The 19,900-nt window shown below is 72.4% G+C and carries 19 protein-coding genes and 2 pseudogenes; 8 read left to right on the top strand and 13 right to left on the bottom strand.

Features of this window, described 5'->3' with window-relative positions:
* Positions 1 to 228: 228 nt before the first annotated feature.
* The 5 genes from ACZ7DY_RS04285 (at position 229) to ACZ7DY_RS04265 (ending at position 5,272) form a co-directional block, all read left to right on the top strand.
* Positions 229 to 1,461, top strand: coding sequence for an MFS transporter (locus ACZ7DY_RS04285; protein ID WP_471129753.1), 1,233 nt, complete (start codon positions 229 to 231; stop codon positions 1,459 to 1,461).
* 37 nt (positions 1,462 to 1,498) lie between these two features.
* The gene (locus tag ACZ7DY_RS04280) at positions 1,499 to 2,356 is read left to right on the top strand and encodes a 2-phosphosulfolactate phosphatase (RefSeq protein WP_471129750.1); all 858 of its coding nucleotides are present in this window, start codon (positions 1,499 to 1,501) and stop codon (positions 2,354 to 2,356) included.
* Positions 2,343 to 2,615, top strand: coding sequence for a hypothetical protein (locus ACZ7DY_RS04275; RefSeq protein WP_471129748.1), 273 nt, complete (start codon positions 2,343 to 2,345; stop codon positions 2,613 to 2,615). The genes ACZ7DY_RS04280 and ACZ7DY_RS04275 overlap by 14 nt, the downstream gene beginning before the upstream one ends.
* A gap of 211 nt (positions 2,616 to 2,826) precedes the next feature.
* Positions 2,827 to 3,051, top strand: a complete 225-nt coding sequence (locus ACZ7DY_RS04270) for a hypothetical protein (RefSeq protein ID WP_471129745.1) — start codon at positions 2,827 to 2,829, stop codon at positions 3,049 to 3,051.
* Between the two features lie 229 nt (positions 3,052 to 3,280).
* The gene (locus ACZ7DY_RS04265) at positions 3,281 to 5,272 is read left to right on the top strand and encodes an N-acetylmuramoyl-L-alanine amidase (protein WP_471129744.1); all 1,992 of its coding nucleotides are present in this window, start codon (positions 3,281 to 3,283) and stop codon (positions 5,270 to 5,272) included.
* 99 nt (positions 5,273 to 5,371) lie between these two features.
* Here the strand turns inward: ACZ7DY_RS04265 and ACZ7DY_RS04260 are convergent.
* Positions 5,372 to 5,509, bottom strand: a pseudogene (locus tag ACZ7DY_RS04260) (hypothetical protein); the annotation flags it as partial.
* A gap of 160 nt (positions 5,510 to 5,669) precedes the next feature.
* Positions 5,670 to 6,170, bottom strand: a complete 501-nt coding sequence (locus ACZ7DY_RS04255) for a hypothetical protein (protein ID WP_471129741.1) — start codon at positions 6,168 to 6,170, stop codon at positions 5,670 to 5,672.
* 187 nt (positions 6,171 to 6,357) lie between these two features.
* Between ACZ7DY_RS04255 and ACZ7DY_RS04250 the strand changes: the two genes are divergently transcribed.
* The gene (locus tag ACZ7DY_RS04250) at positions 6,358 to 7,083 is read left to right on the top strand and encodes a leucine-rich repeat domain-containing protein (RefSeq protein WP_471129739.1); all 726 of its coding nucleotides are present in this window, start codon (positions 6,358 to 6,360) and stop codon (positions 7,081 to 7,083) included.
* A gap of 13 nt (positions 7,084 to 7,096) precedes the next feature.
* On the opposite strand, the gene ACZ7DY_RS04245 is transcribed toward ACZ7DY_RS04250, so the two are convergent.
* The 6 genes from ACZ7DY_RS04245 to ACZ7DY_RS04220 all read right to left on the bottom strand — a co-directional run bounded on the left by ACZ7DY_RS04245 (position 7,097) and on the right by ACZ7DY_RS04220 (position 12,733).
* The gene (locus ACZ7DY_RS04245; protein ID WP_471129737.1) at positions 7,097 to 8,077 is read right to left on the bottom strand and encodes a universal stress protein; all 981 of its coding nucleotides are present in this window, start codon (positions 8,075 to 8,077) and stop codon (positions 7,097 to 7,099) included.
* A 174-nt stretch (positions 8,078 to 8,251) separates the two neighbouring features.
* Positions 8,252 to 8,494, bottom strand: a complete 243-nt coding sequence (locus ACZ7DY_RS04240) for a DUF397 domain-containing protein (protein WP_471129735.1) — start codon at positions 8,492 to 8,494, stop codon at positions 8,252 to 8,254.
* Positions 8,495 to 8,602: 108 nt separating this feature from the next.
* The gene (locus ACZ7DY_RS04235; RefSeq protein ID WP_471129733.1) at positions 8,603 to 9,781 is read right to left on the bottom strand and encodes a thiolase domain-containing protein; all 1,179 of its coding nucleotides are present in this window, start codon (positions 9,779 to 9,781) and stop codon (positions 8,603 to 8,605) included.
* The gene (locus tag ACZ7DY_RS04230) at positions 9,778 to 10,857 is read right to left on the bottom strand and encodes a thiolase domain-containing protein (protein ID WP_471129731.1); all 1,080 of its coding nucleotides are present in this window, start codon (positions 10,855 to 10,857) and stop codon (positions 9,778 to 9,780) included. The genes ACZ7DY_RS04235 and ACZ7DY_RS04230 overlap by 4 nt, the downstream gene beginning before the upstream one ends.
* Complete coding sequence (locus ACZ7DY_RS04225; protein ID WP_471129728.1) at positions 10,858 to 11,862, bottom strand: Zn-ribbon domain-containing OB-fold protein; 1,005 nt, start codon at positions 11,860 to 11,862, stop codon at positions 10,858 to 10,860.
* Positions 11,863 to 11,932: 70 nt separating this feature from the next.
* Positions 11,933 to 12,733, bottom strand: a complete 801-nt coding sequence (locus tag ACZ7DY_RS04220) for a crotonase/enoyl-CoA hydratase family protein (RefSeq protein WP_471129726.1) — start codon at positions 12,731 to 12,733, stop codon at positions 11,933 to 11,935.
* A 210-nt stretch (positions 12,734 to 12,943) separates the two neighbouring features.
* Here ACZ7DY_RS04220 and ACZ7DY_RS04215 point away from each other — a divergent pair, with 210 nt between their 5' ends.
* A complete protein-coding gene (locus ACZ7DY_RS04215; protein ID WP_471129723.1) occupies positions 12,944 to 14,557 on the top strand; it encodes an acyl-CoA synthetase in 1,614 nt (537 codons plus the stop codon).
* A 23-nt stretch (positions 14,558 to 14,580) separates the two neighbouring features.
* Here ACZ7DY_RS04215 and ACZ7DY_RS04210 read toward each other — a convergent pair whose 3' ends face one another.
* The 3 genes from ACZ7DY_RS04210 to yczR form a co-directional block, all read right to left on the bottom strand.
* On the bottom strand, positions 14,581 to 14,745 hold the full coding sequence (locus tag ACZ7DY_RS04210; protein WP_471129721.1) for a hypothetical protein: 165 nt from the start codon (positions 14,743 to 14,745) through the stop codon (positions 14,581 to 14,583).
* 127 nt (positions 14,746 to 14,872) lie between these two features.
* Positions 14,873 to 15,805: a LysR family transcriptional regulator gene (locus ACZ7DY_RS04205; protein ID WP_471130227.1), complete on the bottom strand. Its 933-nt coding sequence runs from the start codon at positions 15,803 to 15,805 to the stop codon at positions 14,873 to 14,875.
* A 187-nt stretch (positions 15,806 to 15,992) separates the two neighbouring features.
* Positions 15,993 to 17,483: a MocR-like transcription factor YczR gene (gene yczR / locus ACZ7DY_RS04200; RefSeq protein ID WP_471129718.1), complete on the bottom strand. Its 1,491-nt coding sequence runs from the start codon at positions 17,481 to 17,483 to the stop codon at positions 15,993 to 15,995.
* Between the two features lie 151 nt (positions 17,484 to 17,634).
* Here yczR and yczE point away from each other — a divergent pair, with 151 nt between their 5' ends.
* Positions 17,635 to 18,294 carry a membrane protein YczE gene (gene yczE, locus ACZ7DY_RS04195; protein ID WP_471129716.1) on the top strand — a complete coding sequence of 220 codons (660 nt, stop codon included), beginning with the start codon at positions 17,635 to 17,637 and terminating at the stop codon, positions 18,292 to 18,294.
* Here yczE and ACZ7DY_RS04190 read toward each other — a convergent pair.
* Both ACZ7DY_RS04190 and ACZ7DY_RS04185 read right to left on the bottom strand, forming a co-directional pair.
* The gene (locus ACZ7DY_RS04190; protein WP_471129713.1) at positions 18,277 to 18,903 is read right to left on the bottom strand and encodes a chorismate mutase; all 627 of its coding nucleotides are present in this window, start codon (positions 18,901 to 18,903) and stop codon (positions 18,277 to 18,279) included. The genes yczE and ACZ7DY_RS04190 overlap by 18 nt on opposite strands.
* A gap of 150 nt (positions 18,904 to 19,053) precedes the next feature.
* Positions 19,054 to 19,887, bottom strand: a pseudogene (locus ACZ7DY_RS04185) (alpha/beta fold hydrolase); the annotation flags it as partial.
* Positions 19,888 to 19,900: the final 13 nt, after the last annotated feature.

The following is a 19,900-nucleotide window of genomic DNA, read 5'->3' as shown; positions in this document are numbered from 1 at the left end:
GCACTGGTTGCAACATGCTACCAACACGGACTACCGTCACGCCGACAGCCTGGTGGCAAGTTGCAACCAACCTGCTTACGGAACCACATGATCGGAGGGGTGCCCATGTCCGGCGACGGTGAGGCCGTGACGCGACCAGCGGAAGTGATCGGAGGAGGGGCCGGAGGAGTGGTCGAAGGAGGACCCGGGGCCGGAGGAGTGGTCGAAGGAGGACCCGGGGCCGGAGGAGTGGTCGAAGGAGGACCCGGGGCCGATCACGGGAAGGAAGACCTCCCCGGCCTCTCCCGGGGCGTCGTCCTCCTGTTTGCCGTCGCCTGCGGTGCCGCGGTGGCGAACGTCTATTTCTCACAGCCGCTGCTGGTGACGATCGGCCGGGATCTCGCGCTGAGCCCGGCACTCCTCGGCAGCGTGGTCACACTCACGCAGGTCGGATACGGCCTGGGGCTCTTCTTCCTCGTCCCGCTGGGCGACGTGGTCGACCGCCGACGGCTCATCGTGGGTCAGCTGCTGCTCCTGGTGGTGGCACTGACCGTCGTGGCCACCGCCCGCACCGCGGTGATGCTGCTCGCGGGCATGGCGGCGACGGGGCTCCTCGCGGTCGTCACCCAGACCCTGGTGGCCTTCGCCGCGTCGCTGGCGCCGGCGGCGGGGCGCGGGAGGGTCGTCGGCCTGGTGACCAGCGGGGTGGTGGTCGGAATCCTGCTCGCCCGGACGGTCTCCGGCCTCCTGGCCGACCTCGCGGGCTGGCGCTCCGTGTACGTCGCCTCCGCGTCGCTGACCGCGCTGCTCGCCCTGATCCTCCACCGCGTACTGCCGCGCCCCGAGGCCGCGCCCGCCAACACCCTCCGCTACGGCCAGCTCCTGCGGTCCACGGTCACCCTGTTCGCACAGGAGCGGCTGTTGCGGCTCAGGGCCCTGTTCGGTCTGCTGATCTTCGCCGCGTTCAGCACCTTGTGGAGCAGCGTCGCGCTGCCGCTCAGCGAAGCCCCGTACTTCTTCTCCCACAGCGCGATCGGCGCGCTGGGACTGATCGGCGCCGTCGGCGCGCTGGCCGCCACCCTGGCGGGCCGCCTGAACGACCGAGGACTCTCCCGCAGGACGACGGGCATCGCCCTGGCCCTGCTCACGGCGTCATGGCTCCCGTTGGCCTTCACCCGCAGCTCCCTCTGGGCCCTGATCGTCGGAGTGATCCTCCTCGACCTCGCGGTGCAAGCGGTCCATGTCACCAACCAGACCCTGATCTACGCACTGCACCCGGCCGCGGGCAGCCGGCTGATCGGCGGCTACATGGTCTTCTACTCACTCGGCAGCGCCACCGGCGCCCTCGCCGCAACCACCCTGTACACACTGGCCGGTTGGCCCGCCGTATGCACCCTGGGAGCCACATTCAGCTGCCTGGCCCTCACCCTATGGACCCGCACCCGCCACACACCCACGACGCCGACGCCGGCCTCGAAATGATGCCCCAGCGGGGGCAGCGTGCCGCCAGGATCGCCCCATGGGCGACTGGTGCAGGCAAGCAGGGTATGGGGTGCGGTTTGAGTGGGGGGTCGTCGGGGGCGAGGTGGTCGCGGGGGGTGTGGGGTGTCTTGTGGTCGTGGATGTGTTGTCCTTCACCACCGCGGTGACCGTGGCCGTCGAGGCCGGGACGTGTGTCTTTCCCTATCGGTGGCGTGATGAGAGTGCCGCGGAGTTCGCACGGCAGAAGGGGGCCGAGCTGGCCGTGGGGCGCAGGATGGTCGGCCGGACCTCGCCATGGTCGCTGTCACCCGCCGCCTTGCGCCGCGCGCCCCGTATTCCCCGCTTGGTGCTCCCCTCGCCCAACGGTTCGACGATCGCCGCGTCCGCAGGTGGGGCATCGGTGATGGCGGCGGCTCTGCGCAATGCAACTACCGTGGCGCAGTGGCTCGTTGCGCGTGGATACGGTACGCCCGCGCATCCCGTCGCTGTGATCGCCGCCGGGGAGCGCTGGCCCGACGGAAGTCTGCGGCCCGCTCTGGAGGACCTGCTCGGCGCCGGGGCCGTCATCTCCGCGATGGAGGCGCGACTCGGTGACGACGCGCTCTCGCCGGAGGCCGCCGTCACCGCCGCCGGTTTCCGGTCGGTCGCGGACGTCGGTGGCGCCGTGCGCGCCTGCTCCTCCGGGCAGGAACTCATCTCCGGTGGCTTTCCCGAGGACGTCGCCGTGGCCACCGAACTGGACACCTGCGCCGTCGTGCCGCTGCTCGTCGACGGGGCGTTCAGCGACGTGGGGAGCGGCACGGGGAGCGGTCCGGGGGACGGTGCCGTGGCGCCGTCCCGGGCACGGCCCGATGTCAGTGGTGGCTGGGACGCTGGTGGGCATGGACAGCGATGACGAGCAGCTGCTGCGCGGCCGTGTGTACGGCCAGGATCACGAACACCCGGGTCCGCGACCGGGACAGCGGTACGTCGAACTCGTCGGCGGCCCGTTGGACGGGCTGCTGCTCGACGTCACCGGCTGGACGAGGGAAGAGATCGACACAGGTGCCACCCTGCCGACCGAACTGGGACGGTTCGGCGCCGGTGGGCGGGCGACGTATCAGCCGCGCCGGGGCGATCCGCGCCGGTTCGACTGGTCCGGCGACGTGCCGTGAAGGAGGGCGGCACTGGTAGCTGCGGAGCACCGTTGAGCCTCATCAGCAACCGCAGTCCCGGTCCCGCTCGGCGTGCTCGGGCTGCTGGACCGTGCGGCGATGGACACTCCGGTCGAGCGGTTGTCGCAGGGGCGGCCGCGGCGTCTCGGCCTGGCGTTGGCGATGGCCGGGCGGCCCGGTCTGGTCCTGCTCGACGCGTCGACCCGACCACTTGTCGCCGACGCCGGTCCACGAAGTGACGGCCGCCGTGGTCGTCGCGCCCCACGACCCGCAGCTGCTGCGCGACCTCGCCAACTGGCCCCGCATGGAGCCGGCACCCGGCACGGACGCCCAGTCGAGTGCTCTCAGCCCAATGCTCTCCGCCCAGTCCGGCCGCCACGCCAGCCTCACCCGTGCCCACTCCCCCCACCCCTCCGCCCCTCCCCCGAACAGGTGATTCCCCCGATCACCCCACCACTCATTGGTCCACTCCACTGACGCATCGCAGGCGGTGGGGCCGTCCCTGGCGAAAACCCGCCCCTGACCCGCCGGAACCCGCGCTGACATGGGAAATCCGTTGCCCTGGGCATGATTGACGGATCGTCGGCCAGCCGGTACCACTGACGCACGCCCGGCCCCGCACGCCCCGTCACACTTCATCGCTCCAGGAGTCCCAGGAGGCTGCATTGCGAGGATCCGCCACCGCCCCGACCTCGTCCGCGCGCAGACGCACCATCAGGACGGCGGGCGCCCTGGCGTCCGCGGGTCTGCTGGTGCCGCTGCTCGGCGCGGCTCCGTCGTCGGGCGTTCCCCGACCGGTTTCCGCGGCAGGGCTGCAAGGAGCCTTCGCGGCCGCCGCCACCGAGTACCACGTGCCGCAGAGCGTGCTGCTCGGCGTCTCGTACCTGCAGTCGCGCTGGGACGCCCACGGCGGCGCGCCCAGCGTCACCGGCGGCTACGGCCCCATGCACCTCACCGACGCGCGCACCGCCCTGGCCTCCGCCCCGCACCACGGCGAGGGGACAGAGGACCCGCGCGGCGACACCTCCCGTCCGGCCGCACCGCCCACCACCAAGGTGCCGGACGAGCGCCGACTCCCCGCTCGGCTCACGACGTTGCCGCGCGCGGCCGAGCTCAGCGGGCGGTCCGCCCGGGAGCTGCGCACCGATCCGGCCGCGAACATCGAGGGCGGCGCGGCGCTGCTCGCGGCGGCCCAGCGGAAGCTCGGCAAGCCGCTGAGCGCCGACCCCGCCGACTGGTACGGCGCGATCGCCCGGTTCTCCGGCGCGGACGACCAGGCCACCGCCGCCACGTACGCCAACGACGTGTTCGCCGTGATGCGTGACGGCGAGCGGCGCACCACGGACGCCGGGCAGCGTGTGACGCTCGCGCCGGTGCCGGGGCTGCGGCCCGACGCCGTTCAGCTGCGGCACATGGGCCTGCGCAAGGCCCCGGCGGGTGAGACCGAGTGCCCGAGGACCGTGTCGTGCGAGTGGATCCCGGCTCCGTACGAGGAGTTCAAGGACCCCCAGGGCAATCCGGACTACGGCAACCACGACCTGGCCGACCGGCCGAAGAGCCAGAGCATCGACTCGATCGTCATCCATGACACCGAGGGCAGGTGGGAGGGTGTCTTGAAGCTGGTGCAGGACCCCACCTACGTGTCGTGGCACTACACCCTGCGCTCCACCGACGGTCACATCGCCCAGCACGTGAAGGCGAAGGACGTCGCCTGGCACGCCGGAAACTGGTACGTGAACTCCAAGTCGATCGGCCTGGAGCACGAGGGGTTCCTCACCGCGCCGGACACCTGGTACACGGAGGCGATGTACCGCAGCTCGGCGCGGCTGGTGAAGTACCTCGCCAAGAAGTACGGCATCCCGCTGGACCGCCAGCACATCCTCGGGCACGACAACGTCCAGGGCACCGTGGCGTCGTCGATCCCCGGGATGCACACGGACCCGGGCCCGTACTGGGACTGGCAGCACTACTTCACGCTGCTCGGCAAGCCGTTCCACCCCACCGCCGACCGGAGCGGCGGGCTGGTCACGGTGGCGCCCGACTACGCCAAGAACCGGCCGGAGTACACAGGTTGCGTCAAGCCGGGCGAGAAGTGCGTGCCGCACGGCTCGGCCGCGGTGCGGGTCCACACCGAGCCGCGCGATGACGCGCCGCTGATCAAGGACATCGGCAGGCGTCCCGGTGGTCAGGACTCGACGATCGACGTGAACGACACGGGTGCGCGGCTCTCCACCGGGCAGCGGTACGCGGTCGCCGACCGCAAGGGCGACTGGACGGCCGTCTGGTACCTCGGCCAGAAGGCCTGGTTCAAGAACCCGGCCAAGCAGCCCACCGCGGTCGACGCGAGGGGCCCGGTGGTGACGCCGAAGCCCGGCGCGAGCGAGATCCCCGTGTACGGGCGCGCGTACCCGGAGAAAGAGGCCTATCCGGCGGGCGTGCCGGTGCAGGCGGTCTCCCCGCTGCCGTACAAGATCCTCGCGGGTCAGAAGTACGCGATCGGCGACAAGGTGCCGGGCGAGTACTTCTACGCCCCGACGTTCGACACCGCGCCGCACCGGGTGGTGCGCGGCAATGACATGTACTACGTGATCCAGTACGGGCACCGGATCGGTTATGTGCGGGCCGCCGACGTGAAGGTGGTGGGCTCGGCTTCGTGACGCCGGCGTGACGGTCGGGCCCGGGTCCGCTTACGGGCGGAGCCGGGCCCGACCCGTGCCGGGCTCAGTCGAAGACGTGAACGCGGCCCGCGCGCACCTTCACCGTCCGTTCGCCACCCTTGAACAGGCTGCTGCGGAGAGCCGGCCGACGATCACCCCATCGAGGTACGACGCGAAGAACTCCCGGTGATGACGGGCTTGTTCCCTGCCGTACGCGACGGTGGCGAGGCCCTGCCCGAGGTCGAGGTCGAGCGCGTCCGTTCTCCGGTGACAGCCGAGACGGACCCGCCGCGGGCCATAACCGCCACCACCCCCGGCCGGCGCGGCCGCACCACTGAGAGCCGCTGCGAGCCACGGAGAGGCTTCGGCGGGCGCCCGCCGCGGCCCTTCGGCGCTGTCAGCCCTGCTGGAAGAGCTCGGCGGGCAGCGGCTTCAGGAGCGCGTACAGGTCGTCGGTGATCGGCCGGTCCCAGGCGGCGATGGTCACCAGGACGTTGTCACTGCGGTCGAACTGCACGCAGGAGATCCGGCTCTCGGAGAGCTTGAGGCGGCGCACGATGAGGAGGTTGTCGCCCTGCATCACCGGGACGTCCTCGGTGGAGACGACGGTGATGTCCTCGTCGTTCTCCAGGGCCAGGAGCAGCTGGGCCACCTCGAAGGGGACCTCGTCGTCGGCGGTCTCGCGGGCGGGCGAGCCCTCGGGGAGGTTGCCGATGATCATCGCGGGGCCACGGCCGCCGAACAGGTCGTACCGCAGGAAGACGCCCTGGCAGCTGCCGTCGGGGGCGGGCAGCAGGCCCGCGCCGAGATTGCCGGGCCAGTCACCGGGGTCCATGGCCAGGACGTCGAAGTCCGGGCCCGCGGGAGTGGCGGAGCTGCGGCGGCGGAGGAAGGACATGCGCCCATGGTACGTGGCCCCGGGGCCGTGCCGACGCGGGGGCGGGCCACGCCGGGGGGCGCCGGGAACGGCGCGACCAGCCACAAAGCGGTCACGCCGCACCCGGGCCCGGGCGTCCCGCCGGTGCGGGGATCATGGTGACGCAAACCCTCGACGGCGGAGCTCCTCGGTGACCTCAGTGACCCCAGTGCCCCACACATCCGTACTGAACTACTGGCGCGGCGGTCTCGGACGCCTGCCGGACGAGGTGTGGGACCACCCGCGCCTGGAGGTCCTGCTCCTCCCCGACAACGCGCTCACCGACCTGCCCGGCCGCATCGGCGGGCTCAGGAACCTGCACACCCTCGATCTCGGCCACAACCGACTGCGCGAGGTCCCCGAGGAGATCGGCGAGCTCACGGGGCTCAGCCGCTTCCTCTATCTCCACGACAACGAACTCACCGAACTGCCCGCCTCCCTCGGCAGACTGAGCCGGCTCGCCTACCTCAACGTCGGCGAGAACCGCCTCACCGCGCTCCCGGACACCCTCGGTGGACTCAGCGGCCTGACAGAACTGCGCGCCCAGCACAACGAGTTGACCCGCCTGCCGGAGACGATCGGGTCACTGACCGCGCTGCGCGAACTGTGGCTGCGCGGCAACCGTCTGACCGAGTTGCCCGCGGCCGTGAGCCGCCTCACCGAGCTGCGGGAACTGGAGCTGCGCGAGAACGCCTTCGCCGCCGTGCCCCCGGCGTTGCGCGGTCTGCCGCTCCTGCGCCGCCTGGACCTGCGCGCCAACCGCATCGGTGAACTCCCCGACTGGGTAGTGGAGTTGCCCGCCCTGGAGAAGCTGGATCTGCGCTGGAACGACGTGCGGGTGGGCGAGGGTCTGCTGCGGGCCCTCGACGCGAAGGGCTGCGTGGTGCTCCGCTGACGCCCGCCCGCTCTCAGGAAGGGCCGGGCTCGGGTGGCACCACCGCCACCGGGCAGCCCGCGTGCAGCAGTACGGCGTGGGTGACGGAGCCCAGGATGCGGCCCGGTGCCAGTCGGCGCCGGTGGCGGCCCACCACCACGAGGTCGGCCGCGTGCGAGGCCTCCACGAGGAGTCGGGCAGCGTCGCCCGGCGCGACGGCCACGTCCACCGGCACGGTCGCGTACCGCTGACGGTACGGAGCGAGCAGCGCGTCGACGAGCTCTCCGTACTCCCGCTCCGTCTCCTGGTCCGCGACGGCCCGCATCACGAATTCGCCGGTCGGCGTGGAGCTGAGGACGGGCCACGGATAGGCGGCGACCACCTGGAGCCGGGCGTCGCGGCGCGCGGCCTCGGCGAAGGCGAACGCGACGGAGTGCTCGTCCGGCGCGGGCGCCGAGAGCCCGAGGACCACGCGGGGCCCCGTGTCCGGCGTCGCTGCCCCGGCAGCGCCGGGCGCCCCCGGTCCCGTACCGGCCGGTGGGCGCGGCACGACCACCACCGGGCAGGCCGCCTCCCGTGCGCAGGCCAGGCCGTTCGAGCCGAGCAGCAGGCTGGCGAAGCCGCCCCTGCCGCGCGAACCGAGGACCAGGAGGTCCGCCCCTGCGCCGAGCCGGGGCAGCTCGCGTCCCGGGCTGCCGTCCACGGTGACGAATGCGAGCTCGGGCAGGTCGGCGCGGCCGACGAGGGACGTGCGCACGCGGTCGAGCACCGGATCGTTCTCGGTGCGCTCCACCACCGAGGCGAAGGGTCCGTCGACGAGCGGGACGTCGTATCCGCGTACGTGCACGATGCGCAGCGGCACACCGCGCGACCGGGCGGCGCCGACCGCCCACTCCAGGGCGCGGTCGCTGCCCGCCGAACCGTCGACGGCCGCGACGACGGGGGCGGCCTCTGGTGCGGGCCCGGCGCCGTCCGCGGACTCGCCGTCCACCCTGCTGTCCGGTTGGCTGCTCATGACCTCAGCCTCGTGCAGTGCGTGCGGCGCGGGGAGAGTCGAAGGTCACGTGATCGACAGGGCCGAAAGACCACCGGGCGTGCGGCGGGCGCCCGACAGCACGTGGTCCGGCCGTCACCGTGGGGTGACGGCCGGACCATGTGCCGCGTCAACGCCCTGCGGGAGGGCGCCGCTCTACGTCAGGTCGAACTCGCCCGCGCGGGCGCCGTGGACGAAGGCCCCCCACTCCGCCGGGGTGAAGATCAGGGAAGGGCTCTCCGGGCGCCCGCCGTTGCGCATCGCGACGAAACCCTCGACGAAGGCGATCTCCACGTCTCCTCGCCCTTCGCTGCTGGATCGCCAGTCCGCCGTGCTGAGGTCGAGCTCCGGCTTGTTCCAGCCCGCGAGCGGGTGCTGCTGAGTGGTGCTGTCGGCCACGTCCGTGCTCCTCCCGAATGCGTCGTCCGGCGCCAGCCTAGCTTTCGCTCCGGGCGCCGGACAGGCCGCGACGGAAGGGCCGTGGGCCGGCCGGCCGGACGGGCGCCGTCAGGTGGTGGGCGGTTCGGCTCCGACCAGCCACATGGCGAAGAACTGCGAACCGCCTCCGTACGCGTGTCCGAGCGCCCGCCGCGCGCCGTCCACTTGATGTTCACCGGCCTGGCCGCGCACCTGAAGTGCCGCTTCGGCGAAGCGGATCATGCCGGACGCGCCGATGGGGTTGGTGGAGAGGACGCCGCCGGACATGTTCACCGGAAGGTCACCGTCCAGTTCCGTCACGCCGGACTCGGTGAGTTTCCACCCCTCACCCTCCGCCGCGAAGCCGAGGTTCTCCAGCCACATCGGCTCGTACCAGGAGAACGGCACGTACATCTCGACGGCGTCGATCTCCCGCCGCGGGTCCGCGATGCCGGCCTGCCGGTAGACGTCGGCCGCGCAGTCCTTGCCCGCCTGCGGGGAGACGAAGTCCTTCCCGGCGAAGAGCGTCGGTTCGCTGCGCATCGCGCCGCCGTGCATCCATGCGGGCGGCCGGGGCGAACGGGCCGCGCCCGCACGGTCGGTCAGGACCATTGCGCAGGCGCCGTCCGAGGACGGGCAGGTCTCGGAGTAGCGGATCGGGTCCCAGAGCATCGGCGACGCCTGCACCTTCTCCAGGGTGATGTCCTCCTCGTGGAGGTGCGCGAAGGGATTCTTCAGGGCGTTGCGACGGTCCTTGTACGCCACGAGCGAGCCGACCGAGTCGGGGGCGCCGGTACGCCGCATGTACGCGCGCACGTGCGGGGCGAAGAAGCCGCCCGCGCCGGCGAGCAGCGGCTGCTGGAAGGGGATGGGCAGCGACAGGCCCCACATCGCGTTCGATTCCGACTGCTTCTCGAAGGCGAGGGTCAGGACGGTGCCGTGGACGCGGCCCGCGACGAGGTTGGCGGCGACCAGCGCCGTGGAGCCGCCCACGGAGCCCGCCGTGTGGACGCGGAGCATGGGTTTGCCGACGGCGCCGAGCGCGTCGGCGAGGTACAGCTCCGGCATCATGACGCCCTCGAAGAAGTCGGGCGCCTTGCCGATGACGACGGCGTCGATGTCGGCCCAGGTCAACTCCGCGTCCGCCAGGGCGCTGTGGGCCGCCTCGCGGACCAGCCCCGCGATCGACACGTCATGCCGTGCGGCCACGTGCTTGGTCTGGCCGATCCCCACGACGGCGACCGGCTCCTTGCCCGGCGCTCGGCTCATCGGGCGTCTCCTTCCAGGACGGCCACCAGGTTCTGCTGGAGGCAGGGTCCGGACGTGGCATGGGCGACGGCCCGGTCCGACGCGCCCCGGTGGATGCGGGCGGCGGCCTCGCCGAGCCGGATGAGTCCGGCGGCCATGACCGGGTTGGCGGCGAGCGCGCCGCCGGACGGGTTCACGGTGACGTCGTCACCGAGGCGCAGGGCCTTGCGCAGGACGACCTCCTGCGAGGTGAAGGGCGCGTGCAACTCGGCCGTGTCGACGGGCCGTTCGAAGACGCCCGCGCGTTCGGCGGCCAGACGCGTGGACGGCGAGTCGGTGAGGTCGCGCACCCCGAGGGCGTGCGCCTCGATGCGGTGGTCGATGCCGCGGATCCAGGCCGGCCGTTCGCACAGCTCGCGGGCCCGCTCCCCGGCCGCGAGGATCACGGCGGCGGCGCCGTCGCCGATCGGCGGGCAGTCGCCGGTGCGCAGCGGACGTACGGCGTACTCGCCCTGCTCGACCGCTCCGCGCAGCTGCGCGTGGGGGTTGGCGGACGCGTCGGCGCGGCTGCGGCTCGCCACCCCGGCGAGGGCGGGCTCGTCGGTCTCCCCCGCGTCGATCAGCGCCTGCGCCTGGAGCGCGGCGAGCGCCACGGAGTCGGGCCAGAGCGGGGCCACGTAGTACGGGTCGAGCTGACGGGTCAGCACGTCGCGGACGGACCCCGGCGAGGACTTGCCGTAGGAGTAGACGAGCGCGGTGTCGGCCTCGCCGGTCTGCAGCTTCACCCAAGCCTCGTACAGCGCCCAGGCGCCGTCCATCTCTACGTGTGACTCGGAGATCGGCGGCCAGGCGCCCACCCCGTCGAGCGCCATCGTGAAGGAGAAGGCCCGGCCGGCGAGGTAGTCCGAGGAGCCGGAGCAGGTGAAGCCGATGTCGCTGGTCCTCAGACCGGTCGCGGCGAGGACCTCGTGCAGCACCGGCATGAGCATCTCGACCTCGGAGAGCTCGTCGGAGGTGCGGAGGTGGTCGCTCTGCCCGAAGGCGACGATGGCGACGTCGCGGGCGGGCCGCATCACGGACGGCTTGTCGGGCGCCATCTACACCAGCTCCTTGTACGTGTCGTAGTCGGCGTCGGGCTCGCCGGTGGGCCGGTAGTGGTCGGGGTAGCGGCCGCCCTCGGTCCATACGGGTTCGACGCGCAGGCCCATGCGGACCTGGTCGTAGGGGATGCCCGCGATGCGGGCGTGCAGGGCGAGGTCGGCGCCGTCGAGGGCGATGTGCGCGTAGACGTACGGGACTTCGATGTCGAGGTTCTTCGCCTTGATGTTGACGATGCAGTACGTGGTGACCGTTCCGCGCGGTCCGACCTCGACCCGGTCGGTCGTGGCGACGCCGCAGGTCGGGCAGGCGCCGCGGGGCGGTACGTACACCTTGTGGCAGGACGGGCAGCGCTCGCCGACGGTCCTGCGCTCGGAGAGGGCGTGGATGTAGGCGGACTGGGCGCGCCCGGGCGAGTAGGTGTAGTCGAGCCGCGCGGCCGCGACGATTCCGGTGACGGGCTCCGCGAACTCGCCGCGGTGCGGCTGCGGCCGGACCGTCTCGCCGCCGCCTTGGACTTGGCCCACGCCCACGCCTACGCCTTCGCCCTCGCCTTCGTACGGCTCGAAGCAGGCGATGTCCGTGATGGCGCCGACGCGTTCGGCCGCCCAGCGGATCTTGACCCGCATGCCGGTGCGCACGGCCTCCGGGCCCGGTGCGTCGAGGGCGTGGAGCAGGGCGGTGTCGGCGCCGTCGAGCCTGACAAGGACCCAGGCGAAGGGGGTCGTCAGGGGCTGGCCGCGGCGGGGCTCGTGGTTCCAGGCCCAAGTGGTGACGGTGCCGGTCGTGTCGACCTCGACCAGGTCGCATATCTCCTCGGCGGTCACCGGGTCGTACTCGACGGGCGGGACGAGCGTGCGGCCGTCGCCGGTCCTGACGCCGAGCACGGCGCGCTCGCGCAGCCCGGTGAGGAAAGCGCTCTGCACGGGCCCGAGGGAGCGGGTGAAGGGGAACTCGACGACGAGAGGCGCGCGCAGCACCTCCGGGGAGGGAGCGGATGTCATGGGCAGAACTCCGTTTCGGTAGAGACCCGGGGCGTCCGGTGGGGTGCGCGGGGCACCGTGCCGTCCGCGGCTACGCCCGGCGGAAGACAGGAGCCCGCTTCTCCGCGAAGGCTCTGGAGCCCTCCTTCGCGTCGGCCGTGTCGAACACCGGCCACCCCCGCTTCAGTTCGGCGGCCAGTCCCTCCGTCTCGGTCATCTCGGCGGTCTCGTACACGGAGGCCTTGACCGCCTCGACGGCGAGCGGTCCGCACGCGTTGATCTGCTCGGCGATGACGAGGGCCTTCTCCAGCGCGGTGCCGTCCGGGACGACGTGTCCGACGAGTCCGATGGAAGCGGCCTCGGCGGCCGAGTAGGGGCGTCCGGTGAGCAGCATTTCGAGGGCGTGGGTACGGGGGATCTGCCGGGGGAGGCGCACGGTTGAGCCGCCGATGGGGAAGAGCCCGCGCCTGACCTCGAAGAGACCGAAGGTCGCCGACTCCCCCGCCACGCGGATGTCCGTGCCCTGCAGGATCTCCGTGCCACCCGCGACGCAGTAGCCCTCGACGGCCGCGATGACGGGTTTGCGGGGGCGGTGGTGCCGCAGCATCGCCTTCCAGTGCAGGTCGGGGTCGGCCGCGAGCCGGTCCCTGTACCGCTCCCCCGCCATTCCCTTGCCCGCCAGGGCCTTGAGGTCCATGCCCGCGCAGAAGGCTCCGCCGGCGCCGGTGAGCACGATGGAGCGGATCTCGTCGTCCTCGTCGGCCGCGAGCCAGCCGTCGTAGAGGCCCACGAGCATCGTGAGGGACAGCGCGTTCTTCGCCTCGGGCCTGTTCAGCGTCAGTATCAGTGTGGCGCCTTCGCGCCGCACGGAGAGGTGTTCGGTGCCACCCATGTGCCGTGCTCCCTCCATCGACGGCCGGCGGGCGGCCGGGCTGTCGCCGCCGGACCTGGAACAGGTTGCAGTAGCCGGGGAGCCAGTTCAATAGTTTTCTGACAGTCAGTCAGTTTTGTTGGGCGGGGGCCCTTCCCACTTGGTGGCGGCTCTGCTCTGATGACCGCCAGGCCAGAGATGACTGTGGGCACCGGGGTCAGGAGGAGTGCGGTGGAGTACAACCTTGCCGACCTGTTCGAGTCGGTCGTCGACGTGGTCCCCGACCGAGAGGCGCTCGTCTACATCGACCACCCCGGTACGGGCGCGGAGCACCGCCTGACCTACGCGGAACTCGACGCGGCCGCCAACCGCATCGCCCACCACCTCATCGACAGCGGCCTGGAGCCCGGCGAACACCTGGGCCTGCACCTGTACAACGGCGTCGAATACCTGCAGACCGTCCTCGGCTGCCTCAAGGCCCGCCTGGTGCCCGTCAACGTCAACTACCGTTACGTGGAAGAGGAGTTGATCTACCTCTACCGCGACGCGGACCTCGCGGCGCTCGTCTTCGACGCCGAGTTCACCGGCCGGGTCGCCGCCGCGCTGCCGCGCACGGAGAAGCTGCGGCACCTGATACGGGTGGGGGCGCCCCCCGCGGACGCGCCCCCGCTCGACGCGGTGGCCTTCGCCGACGCGGAGGCGGCGGGTTCGCCGGAGCGGGGGTTCGGCCCGCGCTCGGGCGACGACCTGTTCATCATCTACACCGGCGGCACGACCGGCATGCCGAAAGGCGTCATGTGGCGCCAGGAGGACCTGTTCTTCGCGGGGCTCTTCGGCGGCGAGCCGACGGGAGAGCCGGTGAAGCGGCCCGAGGAGCTGGCGGAGCGTGTCGCGGCGGGCGGCCCGGGGCTGACGTTCTTCCCCACTCCCCCGCTGATGCACGGCACGTCGACGCTGACGTCGTTCATCGCCTTCAACTACGGGCAGCGGGTGGCCCTGCACCGCAAGTACGTCCCCGAAGAGGTACTGCGGACCATCGAGAAGGAGAAGGTGTCCAGCGTCTCGCTGGTCGGCGACGCGATGCTCAGGCCGCTCATCGACGCGCTGCGCGGCCCCCTCGCGGGCACCGACCTGTCCTCGCTGTTCAGCGTCTCCTCGTCCGGCGCGATCATGTCGGAGACGGTGCGCGCCCAGTTCCAGGAACTCGTGCCGAACGTCCTGCTCCTCAACAACTTCGGCTCCTCGGAGTCGGGTTCCAACGGCAGGGCGACGGACGACTCGGGCCCGGAGAAGGGCTTCCGTCTGGAGGTCAACGAGCGGACCCAGGTGGTCGATCCGGCGACGCACGAACCGGTCCCGGTGGGAGAACCCGGCCGCCTCGCCCAGCGCGGCCACGTGCCGCTCGGCTACTACAACGACCCGGCCAAGACCGCCGAGACATTCTTCCAGAGGGACGACGAACGCTGGGTGCTGCTCGGCGACATGGCGACGGTCGACGAGGACGGGATCGTCACCGTGCTCGGACGCGGCTCGCAGTGCATCAACACGGGCGGCGAGAAGGTGTACCCGGAAGAGGTCGAGCAGGCCCTCAAGTCCCACCCGGACGTCTACGACGCGCTGGTCGCCGGCGTACCGGACGAACGGTGGGGCAACCGGGTCGCCGCGGTCATCCAACTCCGCGCCGACGCATCCCCACTGGACCTCGCGGCGGTCCAGGCCCACTGCCGGGAACGCCTTGCCGGATACAAGATCCCACGCGCCGTGGTCTTCACCGACCACATCCAACGCTCACCGAGCGGCAAGGCGGACTACCGGTGGGCGAAGTCGGTGGCGGCGGGAGGGTAGCTGGCTGGGCGCGGGTCCCGGTCCTATCGCGGCTTGAACCGCTTGTAGCGGATGACCGCCATCCCGGCTCCGGGCGCCAGGAGCATGAGGGGCGCGGTCAGGGAGGCCCCGAGGGAGCCGCCCGAGAAGTAGGAGACGGCGAACCAGACGAGGTAGAGGGCGAGCAGGACGAGGAGCAGTTGGACCATCGCCCGACGAAGCCCTGGATGCCGGGCCCCGGTCATGTGAGTTCCTCGCGAGCGGCGCCCCGTACACCTTCGGCGACGACGCAACCGAACGCGTCGGCGCGGTAGAAGCAGGTCTTCCCGTCCCGGGTCATGGAGATGACTGTGCCCCGCGCTCGCGGTCGAAATCCGTGCCCACAACCTCAGTTGAGGCCGCCGCCAAGTGGTCGCGGAACCAGCGGTGGCCCGGGTCGGAGGAGTTGCGGGGGTGCCAGGCCATTCCCAGGTCGATGGGGTCCAGGTCGAGAGGGATGGGGAACGTACGCAGGCCGAGCGCCGCGATGGTGTCCTGGAGCCAGCCGTCCGGGGTGAGCGCGACCAGGTCGGTGTCCCGGGCCAGCACCATCGCACTCGTGTGGCTGGGCACGACGACGGCGGTCCGGCGCCGCAGGCCGAGCTCGGCGAGTGCGGTGTCGATGGGGCCCCGGCGTCTGCCGCGCCGGGAGATGCCGATGTGGTCGGCCGCGGCGAAGCGGCGCGCGTCGATCGGCCCGTCGAAGAGGGGATGTCCGACGCGCGCGACGGCGACGAGCGTCATCCGCATCAGCTCGCGCGTGCGGATCTCCGGGTCCAGGTGCCCGAGCGAGCCCAGCTCGACGTCGACCGAGCCCTGCCGCAGCCCGGGGCCGCCCTCCATCGTCTCCGGCAGGAAGACGACGTCCACGTGCGGGGCCTCGGCCCGTATCCGTTCCATCAGGGTCCCGGCGAGCCCCGCCAGGAGCACGTCGGTGGCCTGCACGGTGAACGTGCGGCGCAGGTGGACGGCGTCGAAACCGGCGCCGGGCCGCAGTACGTCGTCGCAGCCGCGCAGCAGCGCGCTCACCTCGCCGCGGAGTTCCAGCGCGCGCGGCGTCGGCACCATGCCCTGTCCGGCCCGGACCAGCAGCGGATCGCCGACGATGCGGCGCAGCCTGGCCAGCGTACGGCTGACGGCGGCGGGCGAGGTGCCGAGCCGCTCGGCCGCGCGGGTCACGCTGTTCTCCTGGAGCAGGGCGTCCAACACGCGCAGCAGATTGAGGTCCAGAGACAATGTCGAGCTCCTGAACTGCGATTTCACGTCCGGGGCAACGGCCGTATGCCGGAAGTTGCATTGTGGCGGAACTAGGTCGCGACGAGAGTGGAGGGGCCGGCGCCGACGCCGTGCGACACCCCCACGACCTGCCGAGAAGCCCGCCGCGCCGGCCGGGAAGGGGCCGTACACCGCCCCCACCTCAAGCCACCCAGCGCGCACGCCCCCCAACAGGTTCGGCCGAGAGGCCGTCCGCGAGCGCGGCCGCCATGCGGCGCACCGCCTCCCGCAAGGTGTCCGGCGCGACCGTGTACGGAATGCGCAGGCGCTGTTCGAAGACGCCGGGGTCCGTGGCGAAACAGGAACCGCTCTCGATCCGTACCCCGTGCCGGAGCGCCCCTTCGGCCAACGCCGACGCGACCGGCGCGCCCAGGTCCACCCAGAGCGACAGACCGCCCGGGGGCAGCCGCCACTTCCAGTCGGGGAGGTGTTCGGTCAGTGCCGCGGCGAGCGCGGCGCGGCCCGCGCGCAGCTGTTCCAGGCGGGCGGGCAGCAGGTCGTCGGCCCGGTCGAGGAGGTCCAGGGCCAGTAGCTGGTCGAGGACCGAGCCGCCCATGTCGGTGGCGACGCGCTGTCCCGCGAGTTCGGTGACGAGCCGCGCGGGGGCCCGCAGCCAGCCGATGCGCAGGCCCGCCCAGTGCGTCTTGCTCATGGAGCCCACGGTGATGAGCCGGCCCGCGTCGCCGGGGGTGGCGTGCGCGGCCATGGGCGGTGGCGCGGGCACGTCGAGAGCGAGCTCGGCGAGGGTCTCGTCGACGACGACCCAGGACCCGGACCCCCGGGCGGCGCGGAGGACCCGGCCCCGCTCGTCATCGGGCATGAGGCAGCCCGTCGGGTTGTGGAAGTCGGCGATCAGGTAGGCGAGTCGGGGCACCGACTCCCGGAAGGCGGACTCGACGATGCCGATGTCCCAGCCTTCGTCGCCGACCGGCACCGGCAGCGTGCGCAGCCGGGCGCGGCGCATGGCCTCCAAGGCGTTCGGATACGAGGGGTTCTCGGCCAGGGCACGGTCGCCCGCGGAGCAGAGAAGGCCGAGTGCGAGGGTGAGCGCGTGCTGGGCGCCGGAGGTGACGAGGATCTGCTCGGGCACGGTGGCCAGGCCCCGCCGGGTGAAGCGCTCGGCGATGGCGGCCCGGAGTTCGGGCAGGCCGTAGGGGTGGTAGCCGGGGGTGTGCGCGTGCGCCGCCAGGTGTGGGGTGATGCGGGTGAGGGCGTCGGTGAGTTCGTGCGGCGGCAGGCCGGGGGCGGCCCTGGCCAGGTCGATCGCGGTGTCCTCGGCCCCGAGGAGCCGCCGTACGCCGCTGGGGGCCCGGCCTTCGGGGAGCGCCGTCCAGGTGCCGGCGCCCTGCCTGCTGTGCGCGAATCCGTTCTCGCGCAGCAGGTCATAGACGGCGGTGACGGTGGTTCGGCTGGTGTCGAGGGCGGCGGCCAGCTCGCGTTCGGCGGGGAGCCGCACGTGCAGGGCGATGCGTCCGTCCAGGATCAGTGCGCCGATCGCCTGGGCGAGGTGGCGGTAGGCGGGCCGCATTCCGGCCGGGTCAGGCAGCATCGCGGCGAGCCGCCGGGCGCCCAGAGTCCGGTCGGTGCGTCCTGCCGCCTCGCTCACGGACCGTGAGGTGTCTGCGTCGACCACACCATTCTCCTGGGATTGGCTGTGTTTTCCGGGCCAATCGACTCTACAGAGTGGCCGCAATGGCTTTGAAGGCCTGCCCACGCGACCTCGGCTTCACCGCGCGGCGGCCTTCGAGGCGCGCGCTCGTACACCGGCACGGAGGCAGCAGTTCATGCGGCAGGACACCCCGCCCATCTCGTACATCCCTTTCCACGAGCGTCCCTTGAGACGTCTGCCGCAGCTCCTGCTCGGTCTCGCCCTCTACGGGTTCAGCCTCTCCCTCCTCGTCCGTGCCTCGCTCGGCGTGAACCCGTGGAGCGTTCTGTACGAGGGTGTCGAGCGCCGTACCCCGCTCAGTTTCGGCGCGATCAGCGCCGTTCTCGGTGTGCTCGTCCTGCTGCTGTGGATACCGCTGAAGCAGCGGCCGACGTTCGGCACCTTCGCCAACATCGTCGTCCTGGCCGCCTCGTCGGACCTCGGGCTGCTCGTCCTGCCCGAAGGGCTCGGCCTGCCCGCCCGTGCCGGCCTCCTCGCGGGCGGTGTCGTCCTCAACGGCCTCTCCGTCGCCGTCTACGTCGGCGCCCGCTTCGGCCCCGGGCCCCGCGACGGACTGATGACCGGCGCGGCCGCCGTGACCGGGTGGTCGCTGCGGCGGGTCCGCACCGTCATCGAGGTGGCGGTACTGGTCGTGGGCGGGCTCCTCGGCGGGACGGTGGGCGTCGGCACGGTGCTGTACGCCGTCGCGGTCGGCGCCGTCACCCAGTACTTCCTGCCCCGGTTCGCCTGCCGGAGCCCGCGCGACACGGCGCGGGTGTCAGTGCGCGCAGACTGACGGCAGCGCCCGGCGCAGAGCGGCGGAGTGCAGGGCGTCGAGCCGGTCCGCGTACCGCACGTGCACGGCTGCCGCCGTCAGCACTCCCCCGCAGTACGGGGCGTTCCGCGCGTCCGGCGAGGCGGCGATGGCCCGCACCAGTTCGCCGTTGACGCGGTTGATCTCCTTGCGGACCTCGCCGAGGTCGGGCCGCCGGGTCGGCGCCTGGGAAGGGTCGGCGTCCCAGCGGCGGAACAGCCCGCGCTGGACGAGCTTGTTGGCCTCGATCTGGTCGCGGAAGATGCGTACGGTCGCCGCCGGGTCGGCGCCCGCCTCGGCCGCCTGTGCGGCCACCGCCTCCAGGACCTGACGCTCGCGGGCCGGATCGTCGATGGGGCTGTCCGTGCCGTACTTGGCCGCGGCGACGAGGTCCGCGGTGGCCAGGCGCTGCGCGGAAAGGGCGACGAGGGGGCGCAGTTGGGCGTAGGGGCCCTCGGTCGCGGTGGCGTGGGCGGGCTGCGCGGGGACGGGGTGCGCGGGCGTCGCGGCGCTGGTGCCGGCTCCGGCGAGGAGGGCGGCGGTCAGCGCGCCGGTGGCGAGCAGGCGGGAGGCGGGAGTGGCGAGGCGCACGACGGTTCCCCCAAAGGTTCGATGACGGACGTCCGGTGAACGGGCACGGTCGGCGGTCATCGTACGAGCAGGACGCCGCATGCCACCTGCACCGCGCGCCGGACACTCCTCACCAACTGCGCACCGCCCGGCGGCCCGTCAGTCCTGCGCGAGGAACCCCGCCACCCGCCGCACGAACCACTCCGGGTCGTCGAGCCACGGGAAGTGGCCGCCGCCCGGCTGCACTTGGCAGACGCCGCCCGGGAACAGCTCCGCGAGCGCTGCGGCCCGGACGGGGTTGGGGCCACCGTCGTAGGCGCCCGCGAGCACGAGGACGGGAGCGGTCACGGCCGTGAGAGCGGCACGGGTCGCGGGCGGGTCGAAGGAGGCCTCGCCGTAGTACGCCTCGGAGGCCGCCGCGTTCTTCTGGGAGGCGCTCGCGTCCCGGTGGGCCTGTGCCCGCGCATCCCAACGGCCGTACAGGAGCGGGCCGATGACCTCCCAGCCCGCGCTGGGCGCGCCGCCCGCCGCGATCTCCCGCAGCGCGGTCTCCACCGCCGGGTACCAGGGCTCATCCTTGCGCAGGGCGGCCGCCTCGCTGCGGTCCTCGTCGGTGACGACGCCGCCCACGGCGAGCGTGGCGGGGGTGACGAGGACGAGGGTGCGGATCCGCTTCGGGTGGCGGGCGGCGTACAGCGTGGCGAGGTCGCCGCCCGCGGAGTGGCCGAGAACGTCGACCTGGTCGAGCCCGAGGTGTTCGCGCAGCGCCTCGACGTCGTCGACGAGCCGGTCGCAGCGGTACGTCGCCGGGTCGTCCGGCACCGCGGAGTCGCCCGTGCCGCGCAGGTCGAGCAGGATCAGGCGGCGGTGCGCGGCCAGGCCGCCGAGGTCGCCGAGGTAGACCGACGCGCGCATGGGGCCGCCCGGGAGGCAGAGCAGCGGCTCGCCCTCCCCCTTCTCGTGGTAGGCGAGCTCTGTCCCGTCGTACGCGCTGAATGTCGGCATGGCAGTGATCATC

The sequence above is a fragment of the Streptomyces sp. NPDC037013 genome, assembly GCF_055607265.1.
This window is presented reverse-complemented; position numbering and strand designations above follow the sequence as displayed.

Coding starts and splice junctions, on each gene's coding strand:
- ACZ7DY_RS04235 (WP_471129733.1), bottom strand. CDS start 9,781: ATGAGCCGAGCGCCGGGCAAGGAGCCGGTCGCCGTCGTGGGGATCGGC.
- ACZ7DY_RS04210 (WP_471129721.1), bottom strand. CDS start 14,745: ATGGTCCAACTGCTCCTCGTCCTGCTCGCCCTCTACCTCGTCTGGTTC.
- yczE (WP_471129716.1), top strand. CDS start 17,635: ATGCGGCAGGACACCCCGCCCATCTCGTACATCCCTTTCCACGAGCGT.
- ACZ7DY_RS04225 (WP_471129728.1), bottom strand. CDS start 11,862: ATGACATCCGCTCCCTCCCCGGAGGTGCTGCGCGCGCCTCTCGTCGTC.
- ACZ7DY_RS04275 (WP_471129748.1), top strand. CDS start 2,343: ATGGACAGCGATGACGAGCAGCTGCTGCGCGGCCGTGTGTACGGCCAG.
- ACZ7DY_RS04280 (WP_471129750.1), top strand. CDS start 1,499: ATGGGCGACTGGTGCAGGCAAGCAGGGTATGGGGTGCGGTTTGAGTGG.
- ACZ7DY_RS04230 (WP_471129731.1), bottom strand. CDS start 10,857: ATGGCGCCCGACAAGCCGTCCGTGATGCGGCCCGCCCGCGACGTCGCC.
- ACZ7DY_RS04245 (WP_471129737.1), bottom strand. CDS start 8,077: ATGAGCAGCCAACCGGACAGCAGGGTGGACGGCGAGTCCGCGGACGGC.
- ACZ7DY_RS04220 (WP_471129726.1), bottom strand. CDS start 12,733: ATGGGTGGCACCGAACACCTCTCCGTGCGGCGCGAAGGCGCCACACTG.
- ACZ7DY_RS04255 (WP_471129741.1), bottom strand. CDS start 6,170: ATGTCCTTCCTCCGCCGCCGCAGCTCCGCCACTCCCGCGGGCCCGGAC.